We start from the raw sequence: 13168 nt of genomic DNA on the forward strand, positions 1-13168 counted from the left end.
CAAATATCAGTTGGTATATGTTATATTTTGTATTTTTGCGCCAAATTTGAAGAATGACAAAAAGCGGAAAAATTGAGCTAATGGCTCCTGCGGGTAATTTCGAATCTATGCAAGCTGCTTTGGATAATGGTGCTGATTCAATATATTTTGGAGTAGAGCAATTAAATATGAGAGCCCGCTCATCAGTTAACTTTACTCTTGACGATCTGGAAGAAGTATCTAAACGCTGCCAGGCCAAAGGCGTAAGAACTTATCTTACCCTCAATACCATTATATATGATCATGATTTATCTATCATAAAAACTGTTTTAGACAGAGCAAAATCAGCAGGAATAACAGCTGTTATAGCGATGGATCAGGCTGTTATAGCTTATGCCCGACAAATTGATATGGAAGTTCATATATCAACTCAAATTAACATTACTAATATTGAAACTGTAAAATTTTATTCCCTTTTTGCAGACACTATGGTATTAAGTAGAGAATTAAGCTTGAGCCAGGTAAAAAAAATAACTTCACAGATTGAGAAAGAACAAATTAAAGGTCCTTCGGGAAATTTAATTGAAATAGAAATATTCGGGCACGGAGCCTTATGTATGGCAGTATCCGGCAAATGTTTTTTGAGCCTGCATTCACATAATTCTTCTGCAAACCGAGGAGCTTGCAAACAAAACTGTAGAAAAAAATATACTGTTATTGATCAGGAATCTGGTTTTGAAATTGAGATAGACAATGAATATATGATGTCTCCAAAAGATTTATGCACACTCGACTTTCTTGATCAGGTCGTAGATTCCGGTATTAAAGTTCTTAAAATTGAAGGACGTGGAAGAGCTCCTGAATATGTTGCTGAAGTAACCCGTTGTTATCGTGAAGCTATAGACTCTGTTGCAGACAACACTTTTACCAAAGATAAAATCAATGTTTGGATGAAAAGGCTTGAAACAGTATATAACAGAGGATTCTGGAGCGGATATTATCTGGGGCAGAAACTTGGAGAATGGTCTGACAATCCAGGTTCTAATGCAACACAAAAAAAAGTGTATGTTGGAAAAGGGAGACATTATTATCCAAAAACACAAATTGGTGAATTTGAAATAGAGGCTTATAGCTTAGCCATAGGAGATAAAATCTTGATTCAAGGCCCTACCACAGGATCTCAGGAAGCAGAAGTAGCTTCCATGATGGTTGATGATTTACCGGCTCAGGAAGCTAAGAAAGGAGATATTCTTACCCTTCCTATAGGTTTTAAAGTACGCCCATCAGATAAATTATACAAGATTGTTAAAACAGAATATTCAAATTAATGGTTATCATTACTCTTCAAAGAGATAAATGTATTGGATGCAATTATTGCGCAGAATTCGATCCCGAACACTTCCGCATGTCCAAAAAAGATGGAAAATCGGTACTTTTACGCTCACAGGAGAAAAAAGGTTTTTTTACTATTAAGAATCCTGACGATTCTATTTTTGATTCTTCTGATAAAGCGGCTAAAGCATGCCCTGTAAAAATAATTTCCGTAAAAAAAATCTAGATGACCAAATTACAGGCCCGGAACTACTTTACAAATCTTAGAAAAAAATTATCCGAAGATGAAATTAATGAAAAATCAGAAAAAATATTTAATCAATGGCTCGTTTCAGGATTGAATTATTTTCAAAGTTTTCATATTTTTCTTTCGATCATTGAAAAAAAAGAAATTAATACTTCTTTTTTTTTACAATACTTATGGCTAAATAACAAAAATGTATACTGTTCTAAAACTAAAAAAAATCAATTAGAACATTTTAAACTCACTTCTGACACTTCGTTGAAAATAAGTAAATGGGGTATTCCTGAACCTTATAATGAAAACCCTATAAATCTTAATACGATAGATTGTGTTTTTATACCTCTATTAGCTTACGATACTTCTGGAAATCGAATTGGTTATGGTAAAGGATATTACGATAAATTCCTGTCATCGCATCCGAATGCAACAAAAATAGGATTATCATTTTTCAATCCAGTAAGCAAGATTGAAGATTTAGAAGTTACTGATATACCTTTAGATTATATTATCACTCCGGAATTTTACTCTGCTTTTCCTATTGAAGAAAAATAAAATTTAAATTCTGCCTTAAATTTTTCAGGATTTTTTTTCAAAATATAATCTGCTTGCTGTTCCTGTGTTGAAAAATATTTTTTATTTCTATCGTAATAATGGGCTTTAAATTGAACTTTTCCAATAGAATCGTTGAGAATAGCAGTATCTGAAAGCATTTGTTTATTTAGCTCAACTTTGACATATTTAACTTTAAGGGAATCTAGCGTATTTACAATTTGAGCAACATAAAGTGTATCACCTTTAGGAAAGTACCCTTGTAGCTGTGAAAGAAGGAGTGTATCAATATCTTTATTAGATTTATTTTCAGCTGCAAGAATTGCTAAGTCATAGACTTCCTGTAATTTTTGCTCGGTTATGTGAGCAATTACCTGGGTAGAATCCATTTTTCCGGACGTATAATAATTCTCATTTTTATATCCTTTTATTTTATCCGGATCTTTTTCTCCTTCGTAATACTTCCCTTTATTGCAAGCCATAAAAAAAAGTACGAGCATAACGCTAATACACTGAATAATATATTTAATTTTCATTTTTCTGGATTTTAAACTTAATTAAATTGATTTTATTTTTATTATTGACCTGACTGGTAATTAATACATAATTTTTAAGAGAGGTAGTAGGAGTTGTCATAAAATCAATATACTTTTTTTTGTCTAATACTTCAACTCCGAATAATTCACTATCATACACTTGGTATATTAAAGCATCATCAGATATTAACTTATTCAATTCTTCTTTTCTTTGTTTGATTAATTGCGCTTTCTGTTTTTCGTCTGTACTATTTACAGCGGTTGAATAATAATAGAGCATGATAGCATAATCATCGGGTCTCAATTTAAAATTCTTATGATTATCTTCTCCTTTTTCTCTGATTTCTTTTAAACCTACTACAAAAGTTTCTTTTTTATACATTGGTGAACTTACAATCATCTTTAGTGTATCTGACGATGACCGATAGGAGAAGCATCCATTATTAATAGTATAAAACTCAGGTGATACCCCCTGTTTCTGAATAACTATCTCCAATCGAGACTTTATCAGGGAGCCTCTATCTGTATCATAAAAACAAAAATCGTAGGTATTTTTATTTTCAAAATATTTAGCTATTCCAAAAATTAAACCTAAAATCAAAATTGCTGATAAAACAATCAAACTTATCTTTTTATAATTTGATTTTCTAACTGCCGGCAACTTTGATTTATTTGTATCTTCGAAAGGTTTGTTATAATCGATAGATACTGATTCTTCCGAGTTTGGATTAATATCGACCTCTTTTTCTTCAGATCCTCCCCCAATGACGTCATTGTTTAGAGCTATATACGGGTGATGATTTTCTGTAAATTCTGCCCAACCTCTTCTATAACCACAGTACTGAGACAAAAGATTAAGCATATCAATTCTTGGAAGTTTTTCAAAAGAAGATTTGAAATAGGTATAAAACCATTTCTCACTTACATTTCCTCGAACTTTCTGACGAAGATGTTCCTGAAAATATATAATATCTAAACCTTTCCACTTAGAAATATCAGGATTTGAGGAAGGGAAGTCCTGTAAAAAAGTCTCCGTAACCTCCTTTTTAAGCTGTTTAAACAGTATTTCTTCCTGATCTGTCATTTGTAAATTAATTATAACTCACTGAATACCAGTATATATTTTTTGTAAAATAACTTTTCTTGATTTACAAGAGTGTTACAACACAATAAATGTTTTAACCGGATTATCTCTTCTATATTTGCAGTGTAAACTTATAACAAAAATATTAAAAATTAAAAAACACATGAAAAAAACAATTTTAAACATCGCTGCTATCGTTGCTATAGCTACTACTTCTTTCATCGCTTGTGACAAAAAAGCTACAGATGCTGCTCCTGCTGCTGATTCAACTGCTGTTGCTGGTGATTCTGCTGCTGCTCCTGCTGAAGTTGCTCCTGCTGCTGACTCAACTGCTGTTAAAGCTGATTCTGCACACGCTGATGCTGCTAAAGCTGAAGCTGCTCCTGCAAAAGCTGAAGAAACTAAATAATTATTGTTTAAAGTTAAACAAAATTTACTTAAAGGTTACACCTCAGAGTGTAACCTTTAATTCTAACTCACTACTGAACTACCTAATTTAACTCCTTATTTCAAAGTGTAAAATTGTTATAATAAGCACTTCAACGAAACTAACTTTATTGTAAAACTCATCCATAGTCTTATACTATTTTAGACATTCATTATTTTTATATAAAAATGATGATTATTCTAGTACTTATATTGAAATTAATTTAAACAAACATAAAAATATTAATTTAAAAATTTATAATTATGAAAAAAACTATTTTAAACATCGCCGCTATCGCTGTTATCGCTACAACATCTTTCATCGCTTGTGACAAAAAAAATGCTACAGATGCTTCAGCTCAAGCTGATTCTGCTACAACAGCCATCGACTCAACTGCTGGTGCTGCTGATCAAAAAATCGGAACTGCTTCTGATTCAGCTGAATCTAAAATAAAAAGCACTACAAATGAAGCTGTTAGCGATTTAAAAGAAACTGCAGGTGAAGTTAAAGAAACTGCAAAAGAAGCTGCTCATGAAATTAAAGAAGGAAGCAAAGAAGCTGCAACTAATATTAAAGATGCTGCAAAAGGTGCTGCTAATGAAGTAAAAGAAGCTGCAAAAGGAGCTAAAGACGCTTTAAAAAAATAAGTAGGTTACCTAACATTAACTGAATTAAAATAAAAAGAGGAAGTACTTAATACTTCCTCTTTTTATTTTTACTATAATTTATTATTACCAAGACTATTTAGCCTCGTTTGATTGTTCTCCTACATGCTGAGAAGCTGCAAAAGAAGTAATCATATTAGTTAACATATCACTTGCAGCACTCGGATTATTCGGCAATAATATAAGATTTGAACGAGAACTGGCTCCTATAGAATTAAGAGTATCGTAATGTTGTGTAACTACAATAAGAGAAGACGCTTCTTGTGAATTTATATTTACTCCATTTAAAACCTTAACGGATTCTTCCAGTCCTCTGGCAATTTCTCTTCTCTGATCAGCAATACCTTTACCTTGTAACTGTTTACTCTCAGCTTCTGCTCTGGCCTTAGCCACTATTTTTATACGCTCTGCTTCTGCTTCATATTCAGCTGCAATTTTTTCTCTTTCCGCTGAATTAATACGATTCATTGCTTGTTTAACCTGTTCATCAGGATCTATATCTGTCACCAAAGCTTTTATTATGCTGTAGCCGTAACTCTGCATAGCTTCCTGAATCTCACTTTTAACGGCAATTGCTATATCATCTTTTCTTTCAAAAACATCATCTAAACGCAATTTGGGAACTTCAGCACGTACTACATCAAAGACATATGAAGTTATTTGGGCATATGGATTTTGTAGTTTATAAAAAGCATCATAAACCGCCGTTTGCACTACCTGATACTGAACTGAAACTTTAAGCTTAACAAATACATCATCTTTAGTTTTAGTTTCTATCATCACATCCAATTGCTGTATTTTAAGGTTTACCTTTCCAGATATACTATCTATAATCGGTATTTTAAAATTAAAACCTGCCTGCCGAATTGAATGAAATTTACCAAATCGTTCAACGACAGCAGTAGTCTGCTGTTTCACAATAAAAAAAGCTCCTAATATTGTGAATATAAAAATTAAGAAAAATATTACTAGTACAATTGAAACTAATCCCCCAAAGATTTCCATAAGCTATTTATTTATATTAATATATTTTATTCTGTTACTTTTTGCCCCATCAACATTAAATAAGATTTTAAAAATTCATCTATATTACCATTCATTACTGAATCTACATCTGAGGTTTCTGCCCCTGTACGTACATCTTTAACTAAACGGTACGGTTGCATCACATAGTTTCTGATCTGGCTTCCCCACTCAATCTTCATTTTTCCAGCCTCAATCTCATCTCTTTTAGCATTTCTCTTTTCCAACTCTATTTCAAACAAACGAGATTTAAGTAATTGCATGGCCTTTTCTTTATTTTGTAACTGTGATCTACTTTCTGTATTCTCAATTATAATCTCTCTATCCTCTCCTGTTATTTCATCTTTATATTTATATCGTAAACGCACTCCCGTCTCTACTTTATTAACATTTTGACCTCCGGCACCACTAGATCGAAAAGTATCCCAAGATATATCAGATTGGTTAATTTGTATATCAATAGAATCATCTACTAATGGATAAACATAAACTGAGGCAAAAGATGTGTGTCTTTTTGCATTTGAATCAAAAGGTGAAATACGCACCAATCTGTGAACTCCATTTTCACCTTTTAAATATCCGAAAGCATAATCTCCTTCAATTTCCAGAGTCACTGTTTTGATTCCTGCAACATCTCCTTCCTGATAATTGAGCTCCCTTACTTTAAATTTATGTTTTTCTGCCCACATAAAATACATACGCATTAACATACTTGCCCAATCGCAACTCTCAGTTCCTCCGGCGCCCGCAGTTATTTGCAAGACTCCGCTTAAATCATCCCCTTCAGCTGAAAGCATATTTTTAAATTCCACATCTTCTAAAAGCTTACTTACTGCCTGATATTGACTATCAACTTCTTCTTCTTCAACATCACCGGATTTGTAAAAATCAAATAAAACGGTTAAATCTTCATATTTTGTTTTAATATCCTGATATTCTTCCACCCATTTTTTCTTTCCTCTAAGTTGTTTTAAAATAACTTCAGCCTGCTTGGGATCATTCCAAAAAGCAGGGTCGGCAGACTTTTCTTCTTCATTTTGAATTTCAACAAGTTTCTTTTCTATTTCCAGATATTCATATAAATCATTTAGCCTGGATTGAATTTCTTTTAAATTTTCCTGAGTAATCATATAATTGCAAAAATACAATGTAAAATACAAAAAAATACTATACTCGTAACTATCCGGATGCATATTTTTTATACAATAGTATTAAATTCATCTTTATTATAGTCAGAGTATTATATCTTGTTATATTTTAAGTAAAAACTCCGGATATTAATTTAATCATAAATTACTAAATATTTGCCTGTGTAAAATAAATAACCAATTTTGTAACTTTGGATCAAAATATGTTTATTATTACTATATACCATAATCCCAGATGCAGTAAAAGCAGGGAGGCTTTGGATTTTTTAAGAGAAAAGTTTAAAGAGATTCACATAATTAATTATATGCAAACCGGAATAAATGTTGACACATTAAAAGAACTGGTGAATTTACTACAAATTCAACCGATGGCTTTAGTTAGAACAAACGAATCTCTGTGGAATGAACAGTTTAAAGACATGCATTTAGAGGAAATTGAACTTTTGGAAATTTTATCAAAAAACCCACAATTAATTCAACGACCTGTTATTATCAATGGTAATAAAGCTGTCATCGGAAGGCCAAAAGAAAATATAAATCTAATATTATAATTGTATTAAATGGAATTTATTGAAAAATTTTTTCATGATTATCATCTTCAAATCATAAGCACTTTAGCGGCATGTGTCGCTACTCCTTTATTAAAAATCATTATAAGGAAAATTATTTACCGCTATGGGGTTAATTCTCAAATCAACGATTTACGTACAAAGATTGTAATAAAATACGTTAATATTTTAATTAACATATTATTCTCTGTATTTCTTATTACAATATGGGGTGTCACTCCTCAATGGATATTTGCCTCATTCGCTTCTGTATTTGCTATTGTTGGAGTTGCATTTTTTGCTCAATGGTCGTTGTTGAGTAATGTTACAGCTGGGTTAATCATATATTTTACTGTTCCTTTTAGAATTGGTGACACGATAAAAATTCTTGATAAAGATAATCCTATTGAAGCTGTAGTTGAAGATATAAAGGCTTTTTATATAAATCTGAGAACCGTTGAGGGGGAATTTATTACTATACCCAATAGTCTTATATTGCAAAAGGTTATATCTATTGTAAATCGTGTAGATTGAGTTAAAAAAAGCCGGAATTGATTAATTCCGGCTGATATATTTAAAAAAATTGAAATTAAATTTACGATAATGATTCTTTCACAGCATTGGCTGCATCTTCTAGAGTTATTGCAGACAATACTTTCAGCCCACTGTCATCAATCATTTTCTTAGCTATTTCAGCATTGGTTCCTTGTAAACGTACTATGATAGGTACTTTTATAAAATCCCCCATATTTTTATATGCGTCTAAGATTCCCTGAGCTACCCTGTCACATCTAACAATTCCGCCAAAGATATTTACTAGTATAGCTTTTACTGCATCATCTTTTAATATAATTCTGAAAGCTTTTTCTACTCTCTCAGCATCTGCGGTTCCTCCGACATCCAAGAAATTTGCAGGATTTCCTCCAGATAACTTAATGATATCCATTGTAGCCATTGCTAATCCTGCTCCATTTACCATACAACCTACATTCCCATCTAACTTAACAAAGTTAAGACCCGCTTCACCGGCTTCCACTTCAGTAGGATCTTCTTCTCTAACATCTCTCAATGCCAGGTAATCCTGATGACGAAATAATGCATTATTGTCTATGGTTACTTTAGCATCTACTGCTGCAATTTTATTATCAGATGTTTTTAATACGGGATTGATTTCAAACAAAGTAGCATCACTTTCAATATACGCTTTATAAAGAGAAGTAACAAACCGAACCATATCTTTGAATGCATCTCCTGTAACTCCTAAGTTAAATGCTATTTTTCTTGCCTGAAAACTTTGCAGTCCTACTGCAGGATCTATTTCTTCAGTGAAAATTCTTTCCGGAGTTTTTTCTGCCACGGCTTCAATATCCATTCCTCCTTCTGTAGAATAAATAATCATATTTTTACCTTTGGCTCTGTCTAATAAAACAGACATATAAAATTCTTCAACCTCAGTCTCTCCCGGATAATACATATCTTCAGCAATAAAAACCTGATGTACTTTTTTCCCTTCTTTTGATGTTTGGGGAGTTATAAGGTTCATCCCGATAATTTCAGACGATTTTTCTTTAACCTCATCCAGTGTTTTAGCTAGTTTTACTCCACCGCCTTTTCCTCTTCCACCTGCATGTATCTGAGCTTTAACCACCCACCAGTTTGTTCCGGTTTTATCGGTCATTTCTTTTGCTGCATTAACAGCTTCATCGGGTGTAGTTGCTACGATTCCTCTTTGAACTCTTACTCCGAATGATGAAAGTATTTCTTTTCCTTGATATTCATGTAAATTCATGGTATGATATTTTTTTGCGGTTTACACTAATATTATTTTAATAAACGTAAAGTTGACAAATATACTGATTTTTGTCAGATGTATATAAATTTATTGTTCTGCTTACAACCGCTTATTTGATTATTTATCAGCTAATAATCAGGATTGATTTTTACATTTTGTAAAATATAATATCTAAATTAATGATTATTTACCTTAATATACAAATTAACAGGTATTTAATTTAAAAAGTATATAAAAAAACCAATTAATTAATTCTTAATATATAAATATAAAATAAATATTTTACCTTTGAAATAAAAAATTTAATTTAAAATACTAATTTTTATGAAAAAATTTACATTATTTGCCTTTATTTGTATATTATCGACTTTTACTTCTTGTACGGATGATGATATTTACATCCATACATCTCAACAAAATATTAAAAACATAAACAGACTGTCTTATGATGATCTTTCACAAATGGAGCTATTTTTTAAAAGTTCAATCTCAGCTTACAACAGTATTCCGGGGATTAATTTAGATTTCAGCAATTTTAATTTAGCTAAACAAAAAGAAACTTTAACTAATAAGGGACTGCATTTGGATAGTTTATACGTAAGTGTATACAAAATTAATTATAAGGAACAACATCCGGGCCGAAAGGGTACTTTTATAAATAATTCAGGGATTTTACTCCTACCTAGTAAAAGCATTCTTTCCGATGGAAAAAGCTGTAAGCTGGTTATCATTGCTCCGGGAGCATACACAGGTAAGAATGAAGCCGCTTCAGCAATTTATCAGGATAAAGAATTATTAAACAACCAGGTATTTGAAAACAAGCTTACCAACTTTTTTAATAATCTTTTAGCCGTAGAAGGTTTTGCTGTATTAATTCCGGATTACCCAGGGTTTGGAGACTCTTATGGTGAATGCTCTATTCCTATCCTAGAAGCACAGCCTATGGCTAATTCCCTTATTAATTTAACTAAAACAGCTCAAAGAGTAATTTCTAAACTTAATTACAGCCAAAAGAACGGCGTCATTCTTTCCGGATATTCATTAGGAGGGTATACCAGTGGATTAGCCGGCAAAAAAAATGAAACAGATAGAAATGAATTAAACGTTGATTTACTTCTAGTTGGTGGTGCTTTAACTTCATTACCTTATCTTGCTGATGAAGTAAAAAAAGATCATCAAACTATGGAGCATTTAATTTTCCCTTGGGCTGTCATGGCTTATCAACATAATGGATATCCTAATCTAAACCTGGATAATGTAATTCTTAAAGATCAGCAACCAAATATAAACGAATATCTTTTATCCGGTAAATATTCTGCATTGGATATTATTACCAATAATTTATTTCCTGTTAACAGCTCAGATTTTTATACTTCTGAATTCAGATCTTCCGAAAGCAGTAATTCTGATTATGCCTACTTAAAACAGATACTTACTGAAAATAGTTTTAGCCCATGGAAGAATAAAACGAAATTTCAAATGATTCATGCAATAAATGACCATACTGCATACTATGAACCAGCTAAGAGATTCGCAGATGAAACCAATCAAATGGGAGGAAATGTTACTTTTGAAACTACAATAGGTGCACATAGTGAGGGTGCCCTGTTTTTTTATCAGAGACTTTTAGAAAATTCTATAGAATTAAATAAATAAATGCTTCCACATTTTTAAATAAATACAAAGGCATACTCCGATGGAGTATGCCTTTGTATTTATTTTCAGAATTTATATCAGAAATTTTTAAAGAGTTTCTTTTAACCATTTAAAAAACTCTTTTTGCCAGATAATTCCGTTTTGTGGCTGTTGAACCCAATGACTTTCTTCCGGAAAGAATAGCAACCTGCTCTTTATACCTTTTAACTGAGCTACCTGAAAAGCTTCCAAACCCTGAGTATAAGGTACTCTATAATCCCTTCCTCCATGAATCACTAATATTGGAGTATCCCACTTTTCTACTAATTTTATCGGATTAAATTCTTTATAAGCTTTTGGCTGTGGATTATTCCAATAGGAACCTCCGAGATCATAATTCGGGAAGAAAACTTCTTCAGTAGTTCCATACATAGATTCTAAATCAAATACGCCGCAATGAGCAATAAACGTTTTAAATCTTTTGTTATGTATACCCGCCAGATAATACACTGAATATCCTCCATAACTTGCCCCTACTGCTCCTAGCCTGTTTTTATCGACATACGATTCTTTTGAAATTTCGTCTATTGCTGATAGATAATCACGCATAGGCTGACCACCCCAATCTCCTGAGATTTCTTCATTCCATTTTACACCAAAGGAAGGTAAACCTCTACGGTTAGGAGCTACAATTATATAATTATTTGCAGCCATAATCTGAAAATTCCATCGGAAACTATAAAACTGGGAAACTGTACTTTGAGGACCTCCCTGACAATACAATAATGTTGGATATTTCTTGTTTTTGTCGAAATTTGGCGGAAATATTACCCATACCAGCATTTTTTTTCCATCCGTTGTATCGACCCATCTTTCTTCAACCCTTCCCATCGCTATTTTGCTATAAGCTTCATCGTTAACACTTGTTAGCTTGGTTTGCTCTCCGGTCTTTATATGAACTTTGTATACTTCTGAGGCATGGTTCATATCCTCTCTTCCTCCCACCAGGTAATCACCACACTGAAAAATGCTTGTGAAATCGTGTTGCCCCTTAGTTATCTGACGGATTTTTTTAGTTTTTACATCTAACTCATAATACTGTTCTGTAGCATTTATTCCTGCGATGAAATATATATAATTTCCCAGCTTACCCCAAATGTAACTTCCAAGTGTATTATCCCATCCGGACGTAAGGTTCTCTGTTTTCTTTGTTTTTAAACTGTATATTTTAATATCATTTTTATCAGCTTCGTATCCATCGGTCTTCATAGAAAGCCATGATATATATTGCCCATCGGGACTAAATGTTGGATTAACATCATATCCTTGATTATCCGAAGTTAAGTTTATTGTTTTTTGTGTAGATACTTCATACAAGTAAATGTCTGTATTTGTAGAAATAGCATCTGCGGTTCCGAACATTTTTTTTGACTGATACACCAGATACTTTCCATCAGGAGAAAACGAATAATTTTCGGAATTAAACATTTCATCTTTGTTGATATCTGTAAGTGATTTTGTTGATGAGCCAATTAATATGTGTTCAAAATTTCCATCTTTCCAACTATCCCAATGACGATACATCAAATGATCATATACTTTCGCATCCGATTTTTCTAATTCGGGATACATATCAGATCCAGACACTTTTTCTAATTTTACTGGCGTGGAAACAGCCATCTGTTTAGAATCTTCAGACAAAACCAACCCTGCAAGCTTTTCATTTTCTTCATTAATCTTTACAGACTCTCCGTTTATAAGGTTATAGGAGTAAACTGCATCTCCGGAAGAATAATATAAAATATTATCCCCTTTGAAGAATAAAGCCTTTTCTTTTTCAGGCGTTTGAGTAATCTGCTTAACTTTACCCTCCAAAGTTACTCTGTATAAATCACGGGAACTATTATTATCCTTAATATTATAATATTGAACACCGTAAATGATATCTCCTTTTTCGTTTACTGCATCAACTGATACCCTTCCTAAACTCCAAAGCATTTCAGGAGTTAAATTTTGTTTTTGAGCCATAGAAAAAATTCCTAATAAAACTGCCGCTAACAGACTAATTTTTTTCATTAATACTTCACTTATTTTAAATTCAAATTTACATTATTTCCAGTATTATACCTTCACTTACATAGAGATTTAAAATTTTAATAATTTCCTACTTTAATATTTACGGAATGGCATAATTATTTCGGAATAA

Annotated in this window: 14 protein-coding genes; 8 read left to right on the forward strand and 6 right to left on the reverse strand. The window is 32.2% G+C overall.

Annotated elements, in window-relative coordinates; all coding sequences use genetic code 11:
- The first annotated feature begins 53 nt into the window (after positions 1 to 53).
- The 3 genes from EQ921_RS11955 to EQ921_RS11965 are packed head-to-tail and all read left to right on the forward strand — an operon-like array spanning position 54 to position 2107.
- Complete coding sequence (locus tag EQ921_RS11955; protein WP_128331821.1) at positions 54 to 1307, forward strand: U32 family peptidase; 1254 nt, start codon at positions 54 to 56, stop codon at positions 1305 to 1307.
- Positions 1307 to 1537, forward strand: a complete 231-nt coding sequence (locus EQ921_RS11960; protein WP_128149789.1) for a ferredoxin — start codon at positions 1307 to 1309, stop codon at positions 1535 to 1537. Before EQ921_RS11955 ends, EQ921_RS11960 begins: the two co-directional genes overlap by 1 nt.
- The gene (locus EQ921_RS11965; protein WP_128331822.1) at positions 1538 to 2107 is read left to right on the forward strand and encodes a 5-formyltetrahydrofolate cyclo-ligase; all 570 of its coding nucleotides are present in this window, start codon (positions 1538 to 1540) and stop codon (positions 2105 to 2107) included. It begins immediately after the preceding gene.
- On the opposite strand, the gene EQ921_RS11970 is transcribed toward EQ921_RS11965, so the two are convergent.
- Positions 2077 to 2640: a hypothetical protein gene (locus tag EQ921_RS11970; RefSeq protein WP_128149793.1), complete on the reverse strand. Its 564-nt coding sequence runs from the start codon at positions 2638 to 2640 to the stop codon at positions 2077 to 2079. The two genes, EQ921_RS11965 and EQ921_RS11970, sit on opposite strands and share 31 nt — an antisense overlap.
- Positions 2630 to 3724 carry a hypothetical protein gene (locus EQ921_RS11975; protein ID WP_128149795.1) on the reverse strand — a complete coding sequence of 365 codons (1095 nt, stop codon included), beginning with the start codon at positions 3722 to 3724 and terminating at the stop codon, positions 2630 to 2632. Before EQ921_RS11975 ends, EQ921_RS11970 begins: the two co-directional genes overlap by 11 nt.
- A 163-nt stretch (positions 3725 to 3887) precedes the next feature.
- On the opposite strand from EQ921_RS11975, the gene EQ921_RS14780 reads away from it, so the two are divergent.
- Positions 3888 to 4133, forward strand: coding sequence for a hypothetical protein (locus EQ921_RS14780; protein ID WP_164875238.1), 246 nt, complete (start codon positions 3888 to 3890; stop codon positions 4131 to 4133).
- Positions 4134 to 4414: 281 nt separating this feature from the next.
- A complete protein-coding gene (locus EQ921_RS11985; RefSeq protein ID WP_128149799.1) occupies positions 4415 to 4798 on the forward strand; it encodes a hypothetical protein in 384 nt (127 codons plus the stop codon).
- Between the two features lie 93 nt (positions 4799 to 4891).
- Here the strand turns inward: EQ921_RS11985 and EQ921_RS11990 are convergent, their stop codons facing one another.
- Both EQ921_RS11990 and prfB read right to left on the reverse strand, forming a co-directional pair.
- Positions 4892 to 5821 (reverse strand): SPFH domain-containing protein, encoded by a 930-nt coding sequence (locus EQ921_RS11990; protein WP_128331823.1) that lies wholly within the window; start codon positions 5819 to 5821, stop codon positions 4892 to 4894.
- Positions 5822 to 5847: 26 nt separating this feature from the next.
- Positions 5848 to 6969, reverse strand: a complete 1122-nt coding sequence (prfB, locus tag EQ921_RS11995; RefSeq protein WP_128331824.1) for a peptide chain release factor 2 — start codon at positions 6967 to 6969, stop codon at positions 5848 to 5850.
- Between the two features lie 221 nt (positions 6970 to 7190).
- Here prfB and arsC point away from each other — a divergent pair, with 221 nt between their 5' ends.
- Positions 7191 to 7538 (forward strand): arsenate reductase (glutaredoxin), encoded by a 348-nt coding sequence (gene arsC, locus EQ921_RS12000; RefSeq protein ID WP_255424489.1) that lies wholly within the window; start codon positions 7191 to 7193, stop codon positions 7536 to 7538.
- Between the two features lie 9 nt (positions 7539 to 7547).
- Positions 7548 to 8069, forward strand: coding sequence for a mechanosensitive ion channel domain-containing protein (locus EQ921_RS12005; RefSeq protein ID WP_128149807.1), 522 nt, complete (start codon positions 7548 to 7550; stop codon positions 8067 to 8069).
- A 61-nt stretch (positions 8070 to 8130) separates the two neighbouring features.
- Here the strand turns inward: EQ921_RS12005 and sucC are convergent, their stop codons facing one another.
- On the reverse strand, positions 8131 to 9324 hold the full coding sequence (gene sucC, locus EQ921_RS12010; protein WP_128331825.1) for an ADP-forming succinate--CoA ligase subunit beta: 1194 nt from the start codon (positions 9322 to 9324) through the stop codon (positions 8131 to 8133).
- A gap of 327 nt (positions 9325 to 9651) precedes the next feature.
- On the opposite strand from sucC, the gene EQ921_RS12015 reads away from it, so the two are divergent.
- Positions 9652 to 10983, forward strand: a complete 1332-nt coding sequence (locus EQ921_RS12015) for a lipase family protein (RefSeq protein ID WP_128331826.1) — start codon at positions 9652 to 9654, stop codon at positions 10981 to 10983.
- 87 nt (positions 10984 to 11070) lie between these two features.
- Here EQ921_RS12015 and EQ921_RS12020 read toward each other — a convergent pair whose 3' ends face one another.
- Positions 11071 to 13038, reverse strand: coding sequence for a S9 family peptidase (locus tag EQ921_RS12020; protein ID WP_128331827.1), 1968 nt, complete (start codon positions 13036 to 13038; stop codon positions 11071 to 11073).
- Between the last annotated feature and the right edge of the window lie 130 nt (positions 13039 to 13168).

Origin of the sequence: Apibacter sp. HY039 (genome assembly GCF_004023655.1) — a bacterium.
Classification (GTDB): Bacteria; Bacteroidota; Bacteroidia; order Flavobacteriales; family Weeksellaceae; genus Apibacter; species Apibacter raozihei.